This window comes from Neorhizobium sp. T25_27, assembly GCF_002968565.1.
GTDB classification, from domain to species: domain Bacteria; phylum Pseudomonadota; class Alphaproteobacteria; order Rhizobiales; family Rhizobiaceae; genus Neorhizobium; species Neorhizobium tomejilense.
The window spans coordinates 388,625-406,293 of the sequence record NZ_PVBJ01000004.1 but is presented as its reverse complement, the minus strand read 5'-3'; the positions used below and the strand labels follow the sequence as shown (position 1 = coordinate 406,293).

Below are 17,669 nucleotides of genomic sequence, written 5' to 3'. Positions count from 1 at the left end.
TCCCAGGCGTGGCTCCGACTTCGCCCGCCAGAGCGACTTTACCCTGAGCGGCCGGGACCCCCAGGGCGATATCCGACAGGTTTATCAGCGACTAGAACGGATAAGGAACGCACCGAACAGCCGTTCATTGTCATTTTTTTGTCAAGCCCCTGCCGTCAATCGGCAATCCCGGACGCAAGCCTCGCGCAAGCTTCGTGCGTTAACTATTTGTTAACCATTCTGAACACGGGCGTTGCGCCATGAAGATCGATAGCGGCCTCAACGGCTATTATTATCCCAACCGGGCACAAGAGATGGACCGGAAAGTCGAGGAAGCGCCTCAGCGTGAGGCTGCGGCATTCCAGCGGTCCCCCAATGCCTTGACGGGAAGCGCCACGCTGCTGTCGTCTTCGCTTGCCAATGCGCTCTGGGTCATGGAAATCGACGACGCGGGCTCCGCAAACGTCGACACGCAGGGCCGATCCGTCGCCCAGGACTGGGTCGAAGATCGCTATCAGGAATTCGCGGAATTCTAAGACATCCCGCTACGCCGTTCCGGCGGGCGTGACTTCCACCGTGACATGCGACAAATCCCGGATGCCCCGGAGCTTATCCTTGTAGAAGGACGGCGCCTGGGGTTTTGGCGTGACCAGCGCGACAATCGCCGCATGGTGCCCCGGACCAAGCTGCCAGACATGCAGGTCCGAAATCCTGTCCTCCTCCGTCTCGACGCTCCGGCGAATCCTGCCGGCCAGTTCCGCGTCATCCGGTTGCGCGTCCAGCAATACCGTCGCGGTCACGCGGATCAGCCCCCAGGACCAGCGCGCGATCACCAGACCACCGACGACGCCCATGACCGGATCGAGCCAGGCCCAGCCATAGGACCGGCCGAGAATGAGCGCGACGATCGCCAGAACAGAGGTCAGCGCGTCGGCAAGGACATGCAGATAGGCGGCGCGCAGATTGTGGTCCTTGGCAGCCCCGTGCGCATGGGCGCCATGGTGACCGTGATGTCCATGATGGCCGCCATGATGATGACCGCCGTCATGCGCATGGCCGCCGTGATGAGACTGGCCATGATCCTCCCGCAGCAGCCAGGCGCTGAGCAGGTTGACCGCGAGCCCAGCCACAGCGACGAAGATCGCCTGGTCGAAATCGATCGCCACCGGATTGGCGAGGCGGACAAAACTTTCCCAGGCGATCAGCAGCGCGATCAGGGCGAGCACGATGGCGCTTGCGAAGCCGGCGAGATCGCCAAGCTTGCCGGTGCCGAACGTATAGCGCGGATTGCGGGCCTGGCGGCGGGCATAGAGATAGGCGAGCGCCGCAATCAGCATGGCGCCCGCATGGGTGGACATGTGCCAGCCGTCGGCGGTCAGCGCCATCGAGCCGAAGATCGAGCCGGCAACGATTTCCGCCACCATCATCGTCGCCGTCAGCGCGATTACCAGCCAGACCTTGCGCTCGTTGCGCTCATGGTCGGCGCCCAGAAACACGTGCTCATGCTTCAGCTCCTCGACGGGATCGGGCATGGTCTTCTCCTTCGTCTCAATCAGCGGATATAGGTGCGGAGCGCATCGGCGAGTTCGTCGACCGCCTGCGCCCTCTGTTTCTCGTCATCGGCATGCAGCACATGCTCGCGCAGATGATCCTCCATAACTTCACCGGTGAGCCCGGAAAGCGCGCCACGGATCGAGGCGAGCAATTGCAGCACCTCGCCGCAGGGCGCCTCGGCTTCCAGCGCCCGCTCGACCGCCTCCATTTGCCCCTTCAGCCGACGCACCCGCGCCAGAAGCTTTGCCTGTTCCCGAATGGTATGCGCCACGAACCTCTCCATGTAATATAGGGGGGTATCCTATATTCCTACGCACTGCCGATACAAGTCAAAATCCGAAAGCTCCGTGCAGGTTTCGGGACCTAAGCCGCTAGTGGTCTCACACGGGGAGAGTCGCGATGACGACAATTGGAAGCACCAATCCTTATTACGCATCTCTTTACGGTATCCTTGGCAAGAACGGCGGCGACAAGAATGCTTCGGGGAACGCCAACGACTACGCGGCGCCGCGGCAGTCGGTCTCGGGCGGCATAACCGGCAGCGATACGGTGTTCGGCGCAAAGCTGGCAGATAGCCTCTGGACGATGGAAAGCCAGGGCGCCGAGGTCGATCAGGACGCCGGCGACACCTGGCTCGGCGAGGCACCGTCGACGAGATACGAGGACGAGTTCATGGATCTAGCCAAGAAGACCCTGGCCGAGCGCATCCGCGAACAGTATCTCAAGGACAAGGATCTTACCGAAGACGATCTCAAGACCATGTCGGCGGAAGACCGCGAGGCGATCGAGGCGGATATCCGCAAGGCTATTCTCGAGGCCATGGGCGTCAACGGTCAGAAGCAGGAAACCGCGATGGACATGGGCGGCGACCCTGCGGCACTGGCACAGGACAACGCGCAGAAGCAGCAGTTGCAGGACGGCGCCAAGGACGACCCGCTGCTCTCCATGTAAGGTTACAAAGCTTTCGGCGGCTGCGGCCTTGTCAGTCAGGGCTGTAGCCGTTTTACGTTGGGCGATCGGTGCCATGCCCGTTGGCGATCATCGCGGATAGTTCCTCGTTTGCATGCTGTTCGTGCTCCCATTGCGGCCGCGACCGTCGCAACATCTCCATCGCCAGTATCAGCCACATGCCGGCCACCGTGGCGACGAGCGCCCAGAAAAGCCGGAGGATATTCCTCAAGAGCCCGTCGACCCTGGCGTGGCAATGGCTGCAGCATCCGTTCATGGCGTCACCCTTTTGTTTGCTCTCTGGTTGGCCCGGCCGGCTTGTCTTCGCACCGGTGACTGACTAGATAATTCCTCCAGTGACTAGAGCTTCAAGAGGAATTTTCAGCCATGCTGTCGATCGGCGATCTTTCGAAACGCACCGGCGTCAAGGTGCCGACCATCCGCTATTACGAGCAGATGGGTCTCATCGAAGCGGCCGAACGTTCTGAAGGCAACCAGCGGCGTTATGAGCGGCACGATCTCGAGCGGCTGGCCTTCATCCGCCACGCGCGCGACCTCGGCCTCGATATCCCGGCGATACGCGAACTGATCGCGCTCAGCCAACATCCCGACCAACCCTGCGTCAACGCCGACAGGATCGCCGCCGATCATCTGATCGCCGTTCGCGAAAAGATCGAAAAACTGAAGAAGCTGGAACACGAACTCGAACGGATCATCTCCCACTGCGACGGCCATTCGATCGAGGATTGTTATGTGATCCGGGCGCTATCGGATCACGGGCTGTGCGAGGGGGAGCATTGAGGGCGTCCGGCGGCTCGCCTCAGGCTGCGGCCTCGATATCGAATTCCAGGTGGATTCGATCATAGGGGAAGACGATGCCTCCGCCCTCGGCCTTGTCGATCACACCGCTGACAAGCAACATATCCACGTCGCTGTGCACACCCTTGAAATCCCGGCCGACCCTGCGGGCGACCTCCCGAATGCTCAAAGGCCCCTGGCCCGTCATCGCCTGCACGATTTCCAGCCGTTTCGGCGCCAGAACACGATGGAGCATCTCCCAGGAAGGGAAAGACAATACACTCGTCGCGGGCCTGCGCTCACCGACTTTGGACGCCTTGACGGCTTCAGAAACCGACACCATGGACTGTTCGAGCGTTTCGATCTTCACCTTAAGGGTTGTCACGCAGCCATCCTCTCACGTCGGCAGTGAAATCGGCCAGAAGCTGGTCGATATCTTTGAAAAAATAGGCTGTTTCCAGCGTACCGAAATGCCTGTGATCGCCTTTTCCAGCTTCGTTGTCATACCGCAACACGCACTCGCCTCCGGCCACCAGCGCCATGCTGTATTTGAATTCATGAGCGCTTCCGCGTAGCGAAGCCGGCACCTGCCAGACCACGACTTCAACGAACACGCCTTCCCGCAGATAGCTACGCGTCCTCTGAACCAGTGTCGCTTTTGCCATCGGCGGCCCCGTGATGTCTGATGTAATATACCCCATCACGAGCAATCGGCAAGGACGAAGGCGCCGGCCGGAACCGCGCACCGAACTGGCGGGCGGAAGACGCAAACAGGAAGGAATACAAATGACCGAAAAGACGCCAACCACGCCGCCTATCCTCTTCCCCGCCCTCGCCCCATACCAGACCGGCTTCCTCGACAGCCCCGACGGCAACCGGATATTCTTTGCCCTTTCCGGCAATCCGGCCGTTTCGAGGATGGTGCTTGACAAGATTTGAGATCGGGAGCATCTAGGCGCCATGATCAACGCGCGCACAACCATCGCCTGCTCGTATTTTTGGGCCTTCCTTTAAGGGGCGGCTCGACAGATCACCATGTCAACAAGCCGCCGTCAGGCGGCTTTGTTGTTTCAAACGGCACCTGACGGCGAGAAGACCGAAAAAGGATGCCGGAAATGACCGAAGATACCGATATTACCCTGCCCCGTCCGCCGGTCGTGACGATCCGCAATGCGAAATCGCGCGATCTGCCGGAACTCAACGAGATGATCGCGCTGCTCGCCGCGCATCACAACGACCCCGCCGGTATCACCCCTGAAAAGCTCGAGCGCGACCTGTTCGGCGCGATGCCGTGGATCAGCGCGCTTGTCGCCGATACCGGCTCGGAGCTGATCGGCTACGCTATCCTCGTGCCGCTCTACCGGGCGCAGGAAGGCACGCGCGGCATGGACCTGCACCATCTCTTCGTGCGCGACGGGCATCGCGGCCACGGCATCGGCCAGCACCTGGTCACGCGCGCCCGCGAGATCGCCAGGAGCGCCGGCTGCGACTATCTTTCGGTCAGCGCCGCCACCGGCAATTTCGCCGCCCACCGCTTCTACGAACACATGGATTTCAAGCCGCGCCCGGTCACCGGCATGCGCTACACGCAGGCGCTGGCGTGATATCCGCGGCCGAGGCCTATCCGGCGGCCTTGGCCAGGATTTCGCCTGCCCATTCGTTGAGGCTTTTTCCAGCCAGCTCCGCTGCTTTTGCGGCACGGGCGTGCACGTCGGGGTCGATGCGAAACATCACCCGGCCGGAATAGGGCTTGTGCGGAGATCTTCCAAGTCGTTCACAGGTTTCCAGATAATCGTCAACCGCCTCGTGGAAGGCGGTCTTGAGATCGACGACGGAATCGGCGTGAAAGCCGACGATATCGGCAATGCCGGCGATGTGCCCGACAAAAATTTCGTCTTCGGCATCGAATTCGATGCGGGCCGAGTATCCCTTATATTCCAAGACATTCATGGCTCTATTCCTAACTGAGACAGAAAAAGCCGCGCATCCTTGATCTGATATCGCTTCGCTTCCTTATCCGGGTGGGGTCGATGGAAGAACGCGACCAGTCCGTCTTTTTCAAAACGAACTCGCGAGCCATTGCCCTCCAGCAGACGGCATCCAATGGCGATCAAAAGATTTTCGACGTCGCTCCGATCGATGGACGGCGACACCGGATCCCGAAATATGGCGCCAAGCGTCTTGCGCTGCTTGCTGTTCATGCTAGCACTTTAATCCATGCTAGCAGATTTTGCAAGCAATCCCTCTACCGCGCCGGCACCGCCTTCAGATAGGCCGCAATCGCTTCCAGATCGGTTTTCGGCAGATGCGCGAGGTTCTGCTGCACTTCAACCATGGAGCCGCCGACCGTGTCGAAATCCGGGGTGAAACCGGTTTCGAGGTATCCGGCGATGTCGCCCTCGCTCCATGAGGCGATATCCTTCGAGCCCGGCGTGATGTTGGGGATGGTTCCCTTCCCTTCCGGGTTCGGGCCGCCGGCGAGCCAGCGGTCGGGGAGAAAACCGCCCGTCGCGTCGCGCGGCGTATGACATTCGCCGCAATGGCCGGGACCTTCGACCAGGAACTGGCCGCGCTTGACCTTGTCGTCGGCAGAGGCAAGCTGCACCCGCGGCTGGTCGTTGAAATAGAGGAATTTCCAGCCACCGACCGCCAGCCGGATATTGTAGGGGAACGGCAGCTCGTGCGGCGGCGCGACATTGGTGCTAGCCGGCAGGGTCTTCAGGTAACCGAAGAGATCGTTGATGTCCTTGGCCGAGAGCCTCGAATAGGAGCCGTAGGGGAAGGACGGGAAGAGGTGTTCGCCGTCCGGCCCGACCCCGCGGTTCGTGGCATTGCCGAACTGCGCCAAGGTCCAGTTGCCGATGCCGGCGTTCGGATCAGGCGAGATGTTGGGAATATGGAATGTCCCGAACGGGCTCGGCAGCGCCCTGCCGCCGGACAGGATCTTCAGGGCATCGCCGGTGGCGCCGGTCGCGGCATGACAGCTCGAGCAGCCGCCGGCCCAGAAGAGCTGTTCCCCCTTGGCGAGATCCGGCGCGCCGAGGCCCGCCCAATGGGAATCCGGATAGGGATCGGGCTTGGTCAGCGCCCACGCCGTGGCAGCACCCGCCGCGACCACCACGACGCCCGCCGCCAGGATTTTGGACCATATCGATGCCATCGCCTTCCTCCAGCGTAACGTGATCATACTAGGACGGCCGCAGAAGGCTGCGGCCGTCCCGATGCTAAGACAGGGCAGCGATCACTTCAGGCGGAAGTTCTGATGGCAGGTATTGCAGCTGCCGCCGAGCGTCTGCAGCGCCTTGCCGACGGCGGCCTGATCTGCCGGCATGGAAGCCAGAAGCGCCTCCGCGTCGGAGCCGAGCTTCTGGGCGCCTGCCCGGAATTCGGCGTTCTTTTCCCAGATGGCCGGTGCGGCCTTGGTCTTGTCGCCGGTCTCGGAGCCTGCCGGGAACTGGTCCGGGAAGGCCTTGATATTGGTGCTGATCGTGGTCAGCGCCGTGCGCACGGCAGCCTGATCGTACGGCTTTTCGCCCTTGGCGATCCCGCCCAGAGCGCCGGCTGCACCGCCGATACCCTTCATCAGCGCCTGGCGCTTGGTAATCGGCGTTTCCTGCGCGGTCACGGCCGTAAAGCCAAGACAGAGTACGGCCGCGGCGGTGGCAATCAATTTAAACTTCATCCATTCCTCTCCTCATCGAGCCGGTCATGCCGGCGCATTTTAGCGACCTCATGATTGCCGGCTTATGCGTTTGAAAAAAGTAACTTTTCTGTCATGAGGCCGCGAGCGTTCCGCCTGTTGCCAGGCAGGCACGGAATGTGAAGGGGATATGTCTCGCCGAGACTGCTCAAGCCGTCCTTCAGGCCGTCACTCCTTCCCAGAGCGTCAGCATGGAAACCGCAAGCAACAGGAGGCCGGCGATCCGCCCGACCCAGATCGTCGCGCTGCCGTTGCCGACCAGGAATTGCCGTGCGTGGCCGGCGGCAACCGCGAGGCCGCCATAGATCGCGAGCTGTGTCGCAGCCGTCATCGCCGCCATGATTGTCGCCTGCGGGGCGAGCGGCCCGAAATCCGGCCGCAGGAACTGCGGATAGACGGCGAGCATGAACAGATAGGCCTTGGGATTGATGAGGCAGGTCACCGCGCCGCGCCGGAACGCCTCCAAGTTCGACCTCGTGTCCGCCGGGCCGACATGATCGACGGTGATCGAACTGCGGATCAGGCTGACGCCGATCCAGGCCATGTAGAGCGCGCCGGCAATCAGCAGCGGCTTGAACAGCACCGGCATCAGGCTTGCGAGCAGGCCGACGCCGACCGCGCCATAAAGCGAGTGCACCAGCCCGCCGGCGATGATGCCGGCGGTGGCGGCAAGCCCGGCCGTGCGGCCGCGGGTCAGCGAATTGGCGAGCACGAAGATCATGTCCATGCCCGGCACGACGATGATGCCGAACAGGAGGGTGAAAAAGAGCCAGAGGTTTTCGGTATAGGTCATGTCAGTTTCTTGAGCCTCGCAATGTCGGCTTCGAATGCCGAAGCCTTGTTTTTCAACCGGATATGCGGTCCTATACGGCAGCCCAACTGACAGCGTATTGTCAGTAGCGATCATCCGGCCACAAGGAAAACCGGAATGCGCAAGGCCTCGCGCCTGTTCGAGATCATCCAGATCCTCCGGCTCGCGAAAAAGCCGGTGACGGCGGCGGAAATCGCCGTGCAACTGGAAGTGACGGTGCGCTCGATCTATCGGGATATCGCGGCACTCCAGGCGATGCGGGTGCCGATCGAGGGCGGGCGCGGCATCGGCTATATCCTGCGCCCCGGCTTCACGCTGCCGCCGCTGATGTTGTCGATCGAGGAGACGGAGGCGATCGTGCTGGCGCTCGCGCTGCTTGAGCGCACCGGCGACACGGAGCTGCGGCAGGCGGCCAAACAGGTCAACCGCAAGATCGCCGCCGTGGTGCCGGCGCCGCTTGCCGGCACGTTTTCCGCCAATGCGCTGCATGCCTGGGGCTCGGTCGCGCCGGTGCCGGACGCGCTCGACCTTGCGATGGTGCGCCGGGCGATCCGCGACGAACAGAAGCTGGCGCTCGATTACCGCGACGAGTATGCCCGCGCCACGGAACGGACGATCCGGCCGGTGGCGCTGATCTACTACTCGCAGACGGCCAATATCGTCGCCTGGTGCGAACTGAGGCAGGCAATCCGCAATTTCCGCGCCGACCGGGTGGAGCATTGCGAACTGGCGGATGGTTTCTTCCGCGGCGAAGGCGAAAAACTGCGGTCGCTCTGGGTTCAGGGCTGGACCAGCCCGCCGATGTGACCGCCCCGTATCCAGTGACTTTCGCCCTCCCCTGACAGCCGGCGGCTTTGTCCTTATGGTGCGCCTGCTTCGTCAGGAAACAGCAGGGCATGGGAGACATCGAATGCGTAGGGCCATTATCGTCTGGGGCGGATTGAAGATCCATGAGCCGGAGGAATGCGCCGGCGTTGTCGGCGGAATCCTTCGGGAGGACGGTTTTGCGGTCGAGATCACCGGGGATCTCGGAATTTTCGGCTCTGCCGGTATCGCCAGCGCCGACCTGCTGGTGCCGATCATTACCGGCGAAAAGCTGGAAAAGGTGCATGCCAATGCGCTTGTCGAGGCGGTGCGCGGCGGGCTCGGGCTTGGCGGCCATCACGGGGCGCTTGCAACCTCCTTCAAGGAGAGTGCTGCCTTCCGTTATCTTGCCGGCGTCACCTGGGTGGCGCATCCCGGCAATATCATCGACTACCGCGTCAACGTCACTCGCCCCAACGACCCGGTGATGCAGGGCATTGCGGATTTCGACTACCGCTCGGAGCAGTATTACCTGCATTACGACCCATCGGTCGAAATCCTCGCGACGACGACCTTTTTCGGCGAATATGACGAGGCGGTGCGCAACGTGACGATGCCCGTCGTGTTCAAGCGCCATTTCGGCGAGGGACGGGTCTTCTATTCGGCGCTTGGTCATGTAGCGGCGGAATTCGAACATCCGCAGATGCGCAGCATCCTGCGGCGCGGCCTTTCCTGGGCGGCGCGCGGCTGAGCCTAGAGAGCGAGGGTACGGCTTTCCTCGCGGCCATGGCCGATGATCTCGATACGGTCGGCAAAGATCTCGATGACGGCAAAGGTGTTTTCCGTCTGCGTATCGACCATGCCCTTGAAGTTGACGTACCAGGTGTTTCCGGCGCGGCCGAGATTGCCGACGTGGTTATGGCCGTTCAGATAGGCGATCACGTTGCCGGAGCGGACGAAGAGATCGGTCAGCCGCTTGGCACCCCAGAGATTGTGCTCGTTTTCGGGGTAGAGCGGATAATGGCCCATGACCACGACCTTCTCGTCCGCAGCGCTTGCCCGCTCCAGCACCGCTTCCAGCCAGACGAACTGCTCGTCGCTGATGCCGCCGTTCCATTCCTTGGCGTTGATCGCACTTTCGGCCAGCAGTGTTTCCAGCCGATGCTGCGCAAGCGTGTGGCGCGGATGGCCTTCCGGGGTGGAAAACAGGCTGATCTCGTTGCCGTCGATCACCACGAAGCGAAAATTGCCGCGGGCGAAATCGTGCCAGGCGGCGGGCATGCCGAGCCGTTTGTGGACATCGCCGAGCTGCGCCGGCGCCACGACGAAATCGTGGTTGCCCGGCATCAGAAAACTCTCGTGGCGCAGGCCCTGATAGACGGCAAGCACTGGGTCGTAGCTCTCCCACCCCCGGTCGATGAGATCGCCGAGCGTCACCACGAAGGACAGATCCTCGCCGTTCAGCACGCCGATCGCCTGGCGCAGCTTGTCGAGGCTGCTCGCGTAATAACGGTCCATCTCCAGCCATGGCGGCAGGTCGGCATATTGCGGATCGGCGATCACACCGAAGCGGAGAAGAGGTTTTTCGTGGGGCATTTCGCGGAGTTAGCCGGTGGCTGTGACAGGCGTGTGACGCCCTGGCATTCGTATCTTTCTACCGAAAATCCAGGTGGAGTAGACCAAGCATCATCGCCATCCGAAAATCCACCGTCACGCAATCACCGTTCCCTGGTGAAAAACGATCTTCCAGCCGGTCGCCGTGCTCCTCCAGAACGTGGACCGCCGGCTGAGGCGGTCGGGTTCTTCCAGAACATAGGACAGATGGTAGAGGTCGTCGGCGAGGCGGCTGATGGTGAAATCCCGGCAGGGCCAGTTATGCTGTTCCTGTGTACGGTATCGCTCAAGAAGAGTCGCGATGACGAAATCCCGGCCGTAGACCCTGCCGCTCGCGCCGATTTCCCAGAACGTCTCTTCGGTCATCGCCTCCAGTGCTTCCCGACTGGTGCCGAATTTGCGGTCGTCGAAGATCGGCTCGCGGGCGGCGAGCTCTGCCAGGATCATCTCTATCGATTGCTCGTCCATAACCTGCTTCCCTCCTGCTTTCCGCCCCGATGGCCAAAGTTCAGAAACAAAAACACCCGGCGCCTTTGCGACACCGGGTGGAATCCTCGGGTTAAACCTGAGGATGACGGCGGTTGGCCGGATTACTTCGTGGCGGCTTCGTAGCGCTCGAGGACGTAGTCCCAGTTGATCAGGCTGTCGACGAAGGCTTCGAGGTATTTCGGGCGGGCGTTGCGGTAGTCGATGTAATAGGAATGTTCCCAGACGTCGACGCCGAGGATCGGCTCGGCACCGTGAACCAGCGGGTTCTCGCCGTTCGGGGTCTTGGAGATGACGAGCTTGCCGTCTTTCACCGAAACCCAGGCCCAGCCGGAGCCGAACTGGGTCGTGCCGGCGGCGATCAGGTCAGCCTTGAACTTGTCGTAGCCGCCGAGATCGGAGGCAACCGCCGCTTCGAGCTTGCCCGGCAGCTTGGTGCCGCCGCCGCCCTTCTTCATCCACTTCCAGAAATGGACGTGGTTGTAGTGCTGGGCAGCATTGTTGAAGAGGCCCTGGTTGGTGCCGAAGGACTTCTTGACGACTTCCTCGAGCGACAGATCGGCCATGCCGGCTTCGGCAGCAAGCTTGTTGCCGTTGTCGACATAAGCCTTGTGGTGCTTGTCGTGGTGGAATTCGAGCGTCTCTTTCGACATGAAGGGCGAAAGAGCTTCGTAGTCGTAGGGGAGTTCGGGAAGTTCGAAGGCCATTGGTCTACTCCTTGTTCGGCAGCTACCTGGGTTCGGCAGATACCTGGGCATAGCGTCGTGCGGGAACATAGGAGCGGAGGGGCCAAGAGGCAACGGTGAACTTGCCAAAAATCAAGCCGATTGGGTCAAGAACTTGCGGAAATTTCAAGATACAAGAAACGGGCCAGATCACGATTCGGAGCCCGTTCGATGAAGACCACTTCCGCTCTCGCAGCCGCCCTCCTCGCATCCAGCCTCACCGTCGCGCACGCCTCCTCGGACGACGCATGGTCCGGTTTCCAGGCCGAGGTCGCCAAGGCTTGCGTGACCGCTGCCAAGGGGCTGATCGAGAACGGCAAGGCTCTTGTCGATCCCTTCGGCAGCCAGAGCTACGGGCTGGCCGTCGTTTCCGGCAAGGCGGTCGGCGCCAAGGTGACGATCAGCGCCCTCTGCGCCTTCGACAAGAAAACCCGCAAGGCCGAGATCGGCGGCGAGATTTCCGCCGACAAGCTGGCGGTGAAGGCGGGGAAGTAGTTCGCGGCCATGTCCATCCGCCTCTCCGCCGGCATCAGGTGCAGGTCCAAAGACGATGCGACCCGTCGTCGGATGATGCGGCGTCGCATCCAACCGTCGGAGGTCGTTCCGTTTTTTCGAATGGCTGAGGGGAGACCCTCTGGTCTGCCCGGCGGCAAAACGGGAACCTTTCTTCGCGCCTGCGAATTGAAAGCGAACGCCCTTGGCAAAGAGGAGGCTGCATGTCGTTCGACTTCCTGACGTCCGATTTCCTGATCTTCGTCGCCATCGGCTTCTTCGCACAGATCGTCGACGGGGCGCTCGGCATGGCTTTCGGGGTGCTGACGACGACCAGCCTGCTTGCCATCGGCGTCGCGCCCGCGGCTGCAAGCGCCATGACCCACGTGACCGAGTGTTTCACCACAGCCGCCTCGGGACTGTCGCATCTTTATAACCGCAATGTCGATTGGCGGCTGGTGGCAAGGCTTGCACCGGCCGGCATGGTCGGCGGGGCGATCGGCGCCTATGTCCTGTCGAATATCGACGGCAAGGTGATCGAACCCTTCGTCTCCGCCTATCTGATCGCCGTCGGCCTGTTCATCCTCTACAAGGCCTTTCAACCGAAATTTCCGCGCGACGTGCGCGACTGGATCGTACCCTTTGTGGGCGGCGGGGGCGGGCTGCTCGATGCGATGGGCGGCGGCGGATGGGGGCCGATCGTGACAAGCTCGCTGCTTGGTCGCGGCCACGACCCTAAAAAGGTGATCGGCTCCACCAACCTCACCGAATTCGCCGTCACCACCGTGATTTCCGCGACTTTCATCGTGTCGCTCGGCTGGTCGGAACTCTCCTCCGCCCTCGGCCTCATCCTCGGCGGCATCCTGGCGGCGCCGATCGGCGCCTTCATCGTCCGCTATCTGCCGGTCAAACCCCTGATGATCGCCGTCTCGATGATCATCATCGGCACGGCCGCGGTCCGGCTTGTGTGAGGAGGCATGGCGGGACAGCAGACGCGGGATTGCCTGCAGCACTGTGCTTCCAACGGCAATAAAGCCGGCAGCGAAATAGCGCCCCTTGCCCGGTTGTGATAGGCTTGCCCGCGAACAGGAACCGACCGATGCGCCCGAACCGATCGATTACCATCTCCCTGCCGGAAGACATGGCCGAACTCGTCCAGAAGAAGGTCGCGTCCGGCGAATTTGCCGACGAGAGCGAGGTAGTCGCCGAAGGATTGCGGTATCTGGCGGATCATGATGCGGGAATAGAGAGCTGGCTGCGGGACGAGGTCGTGCCGACCGTCACGACGCATGATCCTTCCAAGGCAATTCCGATCAACGAAGTCCGGCGGCGCATCAACGCGCATATGGATGCGCGCGACAAAGACACCCGTCTTCCCGAATGAGATACCGGGTTGTTTTCGATCCGGCGGCGGATGCCGACCTTGCCGAACTCTATGACTATATTGCTCCGAAAGCCGGCCGCGCCATTGCCCGGCGATATGTCAACGAACTCCTCGGTCACTGCGCGGCCTTCGAAACCTTTCCCGCGCGCGGCACGAGGCATGACGAATTCGGCCCCGGTATCCGCGTCGTCGGCTTCAAACGGAAGGCCAGCATCGTCTTTCGCATCGATGCCGACCTCGTGACGATCATGCGCATTCTACATCGGGGCAAAAGCCTCCGCGGTGCGGACGACGTCGAGGACGACGAATTCTAATTTGTCCCCTGTGTCGCACGCCGCCGCCTGAAGATTTCAGGCCTCGTCGCCGGGAGAGCGGGCCCAGTCCATGTAGAGTTCCAGCGCCTTGCGGGCGACCGGGCCTTCCTGGAGCTGGCGTTCCTCGAAGCGGTTGACCGGGACGATCTTGGAATAGTTGCCGGAGGTGAAAATCTCGTCGGCATCCATGAAATCCGCGACCGTCAACGTCGTCTCGCGCACGTCGAAACCGCCGCGGCGCAGGAGGTTGATGACACGCGCGCGGGTGATGCCGGCAAGGAAGGTGCCGTTGGCGATCGGGGTCATGATCACCCCGTCCTTGACCATGAAGATGTTCGAGGAGGCAGTCTCGGCGACATTGCCGTTCATGTCGCGGGCCAGCGCATTGTCGAAGCCGCGGCCGCGGGCTTCCATGATCATGCGGCCGCTATTGGGATAAAGGCTGCCGGTCTTGGCGCCGGTCATCGCTACTTCCGGGTTCGGGCGGCGATAGGGCGAGACGGTGAGCGACGAGGGTTTGGCGGTCTGCATCGGCGCTTCGAACAGGCAGAGCGCGAAACGGGTCGATTCCGGATCGGCGGTGACGACGCTGTAGGGCATGCCGTGTTCCGACCAGTACATCGGCTTGATGTAGATCGCCGTCTTGCCGTCGAATTTCTTGATGCCTTCCCAGGCGAGCGCCTCGATCTCCTCGGGCTGCATCACCGGCTTCATGCCCATGTTCGTGGCCGACCGGTTGACGCGCTGGCAATGCAGGTCGATGTCCGGCGCAATGCCGTCGAACCAGCGGGCGCCGTCGAACACGGTGGAGCCGAGCCACATGGCATGCGAGGTGGGGCCGATCAGCTTCGGATTGCCCTCCAGCCATTCGCCATCCACGAACGTCCAGGTGGTGGTGCGGGGGGCGGTGTTGACGGACATGGTGATCTCCTCGGTCATTCTGGCGCTTCAAAATTGCGGGGTGAGTGAAGTCCGGCCCCGTCACCGAGGTCAAGCGATAATATGAAATGGATCATCACAAAAATTGATATTTTTGCCCATGGAGACCAGCGTGTCGGAGTGCCATGTTCCATCGAAACGAACACTCGAGGAAGACGCTCATGGCATGGTCGGCGGAGCAATATGTGAAATTCGAGGACGAGCGGACGCGGCCGGCGCGCGATCTTCTTGCGCAGGTACCGCTCGGCTCGGTTGCCCGTGCCTACGATCTCGGCTGCGGCCCGGGCAATTCGACGGAGCTGATCGCGGAGCGTTTCGGGGCAGCCAATGTCGCCGGTCTCGACAGCGACGACAACATGCTGGCGGCGGCCCGCAAGCGCCTGCCCGGCACGCAATTCACCAAGGCCGATCTGAATACCTGGGTGCCGGAGGAGCCGGCCGACCTGCTTTACGCCAACGCGGTCTTCCAGTGGGTGCCGGACCATATTTCGGTGCTCGCCCGGCTGATGGACCACCTGAGGCCCGGCGGCGTGCTCGCGGTGCAGATGCCGGACAATCTCTCCGAACCCAGCCATGTGCTGATGGAGGAAACCGGTGCTGCCGGCCGGTGGAAAGCGGCCTTCGAAGGCGGCAGGGTGCGCCGCGCGGTGCTGCCGCCGCCTGGGGCGTATTTCGACCGACTGATGCCGAAATCCGCCCGGATCGACGTCTGGCACACGGTCTATTCCCACCCGCTCGCCAATGCGCCCGCGATCGTCGAATGGGTCAGGGCGACCGGGCTGCGGCCCTATCTCGACGCCGCCGGCCCTGCCCATGCGGAAGCCTTTGCGGCCGACTACACCGCCCGCATCGCCAAGGCCTATCCGCCGATGGCCGACGGGCGGGTGCTGTTGCGCTTTCCGCGGTTCTTCATCCTCGCGGTCAAGGCCTAAGGGCGGCTTCACGGCGTGCCCGGCGGCTTCAAGGGGTGCCCGGAGGCGGGGCCAGCGGGTTCTGCTGCTGGGGCGGCGTCGCTTCTATCCGGCCATTACCGGGGTCATTCATCCAACCGATACTCAATACACAGCCGATGAGGATCAACAGCACCGCGATAAAAAGCCAACGCATCAAATTCCTCCGCCGGCCATCAACCGGAATGCACTCGACCAAGGAAATCGCGGATCAGCGGTGCGACTTCGTCGAGATTGGTTTCCAGCAGCCAATGACCACCATCGAGAAGATGAAGTTCCGCCCTGGGCAGGTCGCGCAGGAAGGCGCGGGCGGATTTTTCCGGCATGTACCCGTCCTGCGGACCCCAGACGATCAGGGTCGGCGGCTGGCGGTCGCGCAGATATTGCTGATAACGCGGAAACCAGGCGACATTCTCGCGCAGCCCGGCGATGACATCGACGGCGATCTGCCGCCGCCGTTCGTCCATCAGCGCCCAATGCAGCTTCCACAGGTCCGGCGAGATGCGCTCGGCGAGCTCCGGCCGGACTTCGTTGAGGAATTCTTCCCTGAAACCTTCTTCGCTGACAGCGCCCGCGATCGTGCGGCGGCCTTCCTCGGTCGGGTTGCGCCAGAACTCCTGCAGGCCGGCGTATTTGGGGCCGAGCGCGTCCTCGTAGATATCGCCGTTCTGGACGATCAGCGCGGCGATCTTCTCGGGGCGCCGGATCGCCAGGCGAAGACCGATCTGCGAACCGAAATCGTGGAGGTAGAGCGCGAACCGGTCGAGCCCGAGCGTCTGCGTGAACGTATCGAGGAAATCGGCAAAACCGTCGAAATCGTAGGCAAAGGCCGAGGGCGTGTCGGTATAGCCCGAACCCGGAAAATCCGGCGCGACCAGATGCCAGCGGTCAGCAAGCCGCGGCATCAACTCGCGGAATTCATAGGACGAGCACGGATAGCCGTGCGGCAGCAGAAGCACGGGCGCACCGGCCCTGCCCGCCTCCCGGTAAAACACCTTCATGCCTTTGATATCGAGCCACTTGTGTCTCGCCCGCATGCGATCTGGCGGGGCTTCGGTGGTCATGTCCATGATCATCGCTCCTTGAACTGTCAGCTCTTCAAGAATGGTTCATGCTGGAAATGTTCCGTGACCATTTCGTGGCGCCAGGCCGACTTTCGTCCCGCGGACGGTGCCGGAAGGTCGCCTGCGTTCGTGGCCCGGGCCTCGGCCGCAGTGCAGCAAGACGGTTGACTCAGGCCGGATCGGCTTGCACTCTCGGACCTTGCCGTTTTGTCGTCCTGCCCGAAAAGCCGTTCGAAGCCATGCCGAAACAATCCACATTGTCGCTGACGCAGGAACTGGTCGATCTCTGTTTCCGCGTGGAAACGGACCCTGGCCCACCCGCCAGCTGGGAGCCGCTGACCGACGACGACTACATTCAGATCGCCGATCGCCTGGCGGCGGAAATCGGCGAGGATCCGCTCTGGGTCTTCGCCTATGGCTCGCTGATCTGGAAGCCGGGCTTCGACAGCATCGCCTGCCAGCGGGCAGCGGCGTTCGGCTGGCATCGCTCCTTTTCGCTGAGGATCGAGCGCGGCCGGGGGTCGCCGACACAGCCGGGGCTGATGATGATGCTGTCGCGCGGCGGCCGCTGCGACGGGGTGATCTACCGCGTGGCCGATGACGACAAGCGCGTCCAGATCGAAAAAGCCCTGCGCCGCGAGGTCAGCCATCGCGACAGCCTCACCTCGTTCCGCTGGCTGCCGGTCCGGACCCAGGCCGGCGAGACCGTGCGGGCGCTGACCTTCTGGGTCGGCGGCACCAGCAAGCGCATCATCCGGCCGCTGCTGCCGCTCGACGAGGTCGCAAAGGTTCTGGCGCGCGCCTGTGGGCATCGGGGATCGTGTGCCGAATATCTCTACAATACCGTCGTGCATCTCGCCGAATTCGGCATCAACGACCGCAATCTCTGGCGGCTGCAGGAAATGGTGGCGGAGGAGATCCAGGGGATGCACGTGCGGGAGAAGGTGGAAGCGGTCGGGGCGTGAGGCGGGAAACGGGAGAGGTCGTGCCGTGTCAGCCCCCCTCTGCCCTGCCGGGCATCTCCCCCACAGGTGGGGAGATTGGCTGGGAGCGCCGGCGTCTCCCAAGAAAGAGACGCTACTATTCCGCGCAGGGTCAATATTGGGC

29 protein-coding genes are annotated in these 17,669 nt (G+C 62.3%); 13 read left to right on the top strand and 16 right to left on the bottom strand.

What is annotated here, in order from left to right; translation table 11 throughout:
* Positions 1-239: 239 nt before the first annotated feature.
* The gene (locus tag C5J24_RS15405; protein WP_046631390.1) at positions 240-515 is read left to right on the top strand and encodes a hypothetical protein; all 276 of its coding nucleotides are present in this window, start codon (positions 240-242) and stop codon (positions 513-515) included.
* Between the two features lie 9 nt (positions 516-524).
* On the opposite strand, the gene dmeF is transcribed toward C5J24_RS15405, so the two are convergent.
* Positions 525-1,511 (bottom strand): CDF family Co(II)/Ni(II) efflux transporter DmeF, encoded by a 987-nt coding sequence (gene dmeF / locus C5J24_RS15400; RefSeq protein WP_105418998.1) that lies wholly within the window; start codon positions 1,509-1,511, stop codon positions 525-527.
* A gap of 20 nt (positions 1,512-1,531) precedes the next feature.
* Positions 1,532-1,816, bottom strand: coding sequence for a Ni(II)/Co(II)-sensing transcriptional repressor DmeR (gene dmeR, locus C5J24_RS15395; RefSeq protein ID WP_371674379.1), 285 nt, complete (start codon positions 1,814-1,816; stop codon positions 1,532-1,534).
* A gap of 116 nt (positions 1,817-1,932) precedes the next feature.
* On the opposite strand from dmeR, the gene C5J24_RS15390 reads away from it, so the two are divergent.
* Complete coding sequence (locus C5J24_RS15390; protein WP_105418996.1) at positions 1,933-2,484, top strand: hypothetical protein; 552 nt, start codon at positions 1,933-1,935, stop codon at positions 2,482-2,484.
* Positions 2,485-2,536: 52 nt separating this feature from the next.
* On the opposite strand, the gene C5J24_RS15385 is transcribed toward C5J24_RS15390, so the two are convergent.
* Complete coding sequence (locus C5J24_RS15385) at positions 2,537-2,758, bottom strand: hypothetical protein (protein WP_105418994.1); 222 nt, start codon at positions 2,756-2,758, stop codon at positions 2,537-2,539.
* 110 nt (positions 2,759-2,868) lie between these two features.
* Here C5J24_RS15385 and C5J24_RS15380 point away from each other — a divergent pair, with 110 nt between their 5' ends.
* A complete protein-coding gene (locus C5J24_RS15380) occupies positions 2,869-3,282 on the top strand; it encodes a helix-turn-helix domain-containing protein (RefSeq protein ID WP_046607205.1) in 414 nt (137 codons plus the stop codon).
* 19 nt (positions 3,283-3,301) lie between these two features.
* Here the strand turns inward: C5J24_RS15380 and C5J24_RS15375 are convergent, their stop codons facing one another.
* Positions 3,302-3,664, bottom strand: coding sequence for a transcriptional regulator (locus tag C5J24_RS15375; protein WP_105418992.1), 363 nt, complete (start codon positions 3,662-3,664; stop codon positions 3,302-3,304).
* Positions 3,651-3,944 carry a DUF6516 family protein gene (locus C5J24_RS15370; protein WP_105418989.1) on the bottom strand — a complete coding sequence of 98 codons (294 nt, stop codon included), beginning with the start codon at positions 3,942-3,944 and terminating at the stop codon, positions 3,651-3,653. The genes C5J24_RS15375 and C5J24_RS15370 overlap by 14 nt, the downstream gene beginning before the upstream one ends.
* A 121-nt stretch (positions 3,945-4,065) precedes the next feature.
* On the opposite strand from C5J24_RS15370, the gene C5J24_RS15365 reads away from it, so the two are divergent.
* Both C5J24_RS15365 and C5J24_RS15360 read left to right on the top strand, forming a co-directional pair.
* On the top strand, positions 4,066-4,218 hold the full coding sequence (locus C5J24_RS15365; RefSeq protein WP_205836944.1) for a hypothetical protein: 153 nt from the start codon (positions 4,066-4,068) through the stop codon (positions 4,216-4,218).
* Between the two features lie 176 nt (positions 4,219-4,394).
* Positions 4,395-4,883, top strand: a complete 489-nt coding sequence (locus tag C5J24_RS15360; RefSeq protein ID WP_371674375.1) for an N-acetyltransferase family protein — start codon at positions 4,395-4,397, stop codon at positions 4,881-4,883.
* 16 nt (positions 4,884-4,899) lie between these two features.
* Here C5J24_RS15360 and C5J24_RS15355 read toward each other — a convergent pair whose 3' ends face one another.
* The 5 genes from C5J24_RS15355 to C5J24_RS15335 all read right to left on the bottom strand — a co-directional run bounded on the left by C5J24_RS15355 (position 4,900) and on the right by C5J24_RS15335 (position 7,772).
* Positions 4,900-5,229: a type II toxin-antitoxin system HicB family antitoxin gene (locus C5J24_RS15355; RefSeq protein WP_105418984.1), complete on the bottom strand. Its 330-nt coding sequence runs from the start codon at positions 5,227-5,229 to the stop codon at positions 4,900-4,902.
* Entirely contained in the window at positions 5,226-5,480 is a 255-nt protein-coding gene (locus C5J24_RS15350; protein WP_105418982.1) for a type II toxin-antitoxin system HicA family toxin, read from the bottom strand. The genes C5J24_RS15355 and C5J24_RS15350 overlap by 4 nt, the downstream gene beginning before the upstream one ends.
* A 44-nt stretch (positions 5,481-5,524) precedes the next feature.
* Positions 5,525-6,439 (bottom strand): cytochrome c, encoded by a 915-nt coding sequence (locus C5J24_RS15345; RefSeq protein WP_105418980.1) that lies wholly within the window; start codon positions 6,437-6,439, stop codon positions 5,525-5,527.
* A gap of 81 nt (positions 6,440-6,520) precedes the next feature.
* Positions 6,521-6,961, bottom strand: coding sequence for a cytochrome c (locus C5J24_RS15340; RefSeq protein ID WP_105418979.1), 441 nt, complete (start codon positions 6,959-6,961; stop codon positions 6,521-6,523).
* A 178-nt stretch (positions 6,962-7,139) separates the two neighbouring features.
* The gene (locus C5J24_RS15335) at positions 7,140-7,772 is read right to left on the bottom strand and encodes a LysE family translocator (protein WP_105418977.1); all 633 of its coding nucleotides are present in this window, start codon (positions 7,770-7,772) and stop codon (positions 7,140-7,142) included.
* 135 nt (positions 7,773-7,907) lie between these two features.
* Here C5J24_RS15335 and C5J24_RS15330 point away from each other — a divergent pair, with 135 nt between their 5' ends.
* Positions 7,908-8,597, top strand: coding sequence for a YafY family protein (locus C5J24_RS15330; protein WP_105418975.1), 690 nt, complete (start codon positions 7,908-7,910; stop codon positions 8,595-8,597).
* 103 nt (positions 8,598-8,700) lie between these two features.
* A complete protein-coding gene (locus C5J24_RS15325; RefSeq protein ID WP_105418973.1) occupies positions 8,701-9,345 on the top strand; it encodes a ThuA domain-containing protein in 645 nt (214 codons plus the stop codon).
* Positions 9,346-9,347: 2 nt separating this feature from the next.
* Here C5J24_RS15325 and C5J24_RS15320 read toward each other — a convergent pair whose 3' ends face one another.
* The 3 genes from C5J24_RS15320 to C5J24_RS15310 form a co-directional block, all read right to left on the bottom strand.
* Positions 9,348-10,190, bottom strand: coding sequence for a metallophosphoesterase (locus C5J24_RS15320; protein ID WP_105418971.1), 843 nt, complete (start codon positions 10,188-10,190; stop codon positions 9,348-9,350).
* A 114-nt stretch (positions 10,191-10,304) separates the two neighbouring features.
* Positions 10,305-10,676, bottom strand: a complete 372-nt coding sequence (locus C5J24_RS15315) for a DUF4440 domain-containing protein (RefSeq protein WP_205836943.1) — start codon at positions 10,674-10,676, stop codon at positions 10,305-10,307.
* Positions 10,677-10,798: 122 nt separating this feature from the next.
* A complete protein-coding gene (locus tag C5J24_RS15310) occupies positions 10,799-11,401 on the bottom strand; it encodes a superoxide dismutase (protein WP_046607192.1) in 603 nt (200 codons plus the stop codon).
* A 189-nt stretch (positions 11,402-11,590) separates the two neighbouring features.
* Between C5J24_RS15310 and C5J24_RS15305 the strand changes: the two genes are divergently transcribed.
* The 4 genes from C5J24_RS15305 to C5J24_RS15290 all read left to right on the top strand — a co-directional run bounded on the left by C5J24_RS15305 (position 11,591) and on the right by C5J24_RS15290 (position 13,609).
* Entirely contained in the window at positions 11,591-11,914 is a 324-nt protein-coding gene (locus tag C5J24_RS15305) for a hypothetical protein (RefSeq protein WP_105418969.1), read from the top strand.
* A 236-nt stretch (positions 11,915-12,150) separates the two neighbouring features.
* Positions 12,151-12,882: a sulfite exporter TauE/SafE family protein gene (locus tag C5J24_RS15300; protein ID WP_105419115.1), complete on the top strand. Its 732-nt coding sequence runs from the start codon at positions 12,151-12,153 to the stop codon at positions 12,880-12,882.
* Between the two features lie 128 nt (positions 12,883-13,010).
* Positions 13,011-13,295: a type II toxin-antitoxin system ParD family antitoxin gene (locus C5J24_RS15295; RefSeq protein WP_105418967.1), complete on the top strand. Its 285-nt coding sequence runs from the start codon at positions 13,011-13,013 to the stop codon at positions 13,293-13,295.
* On the top strand, positions 13,292-13,609 hold the full coding sequence (locus C5J24_RS15290; RefSeq protein ID WP_105418965.1) for a type II toxin-antitoxin system RelE/ParE family toxin: 318 nt from the start codon (positions 13,292-13,294) through the stop codon (positions 13,607-13,609). The genes C5J24_RS15295 and C5J24_RS15290 overlap by 4 nt, the downstream gene beginning before the upstream one ends.
* A 36-nt stretch (positions 13,610-13,645) precedes the next feature.
* Here C5J24_RS15290 and C5J24_RS15285 read toward each other — a convergent pair whose 3' ends face one another.
* On the bottom strand, positions 13,646-14,530 hold the full coding sequence (locus C5J24_RS15285) for a branched-chain amino acid aminotransferase (protein WP_105405154.1): 885 nt from the start codon (positions 14,528-14,530) through the stop codon (positions 13,646-13,648).
* Between the two features lie 179 nt (positions 14,531-14,709).
* On the opposite strand from C5J24_RS15285, the gene tam reads away from it, so the two are divergent.
* Positions 14,710-15,480: a trans-aconitate 2-methyltransferase gene (tam, locus tag C5J24_RS15280; RefSeq protein WP_105418964.1), complete on the top strand. Its 771-nt coding sequence runs from the start codon at positions 14,710-14,712 to the stop codon at positions 15,478-15,480.
* A 28-nt stretch (positions 15,481-15,508) separates the two neighbouring features.
* On the opposite strand, the gene C5J24_RS31890 is transcribed toward tam, so the two are convergent.
* Complete coding sequence (locus tag C5J24_RS31890) at positions 15,509-15,655, bottom strand: hypothetical protein (protein ID WP_172717276.1); 147 nt, start codon at positions 15,653-15,655, stop codon at positions 15,509-15,511.
* Between the two features lie 19 nt (positions 15,656-15,674).
* Entirely contained in the window at positions 15,675-16,562 is an 888-nt protein-coding gene (locus C5J24_RS15275; protein ID WP_105419113.1) for an alpha/beta fold hydrolase, read from the bottom strand.
* 239 nt (positions 16,563-16,801) lie between these two features.
* Between C5J24_RS15275 and C5J24_RS15270 the strand changes: the two genes are divergently transcribed.
* Complete coding sequence (locus tag C5J24_RS15270; protein WP_105418962.1) at positions 16,802-17,527, top strand: gamma-glutamylcyclotransferase; 726 nt, start codon at positions 16,802-16,804, stop codon at positions 17,525-17,527.
* The last annotated feature ends 142 nt before the right edge of the window (positions 17,528-17,669 follow it).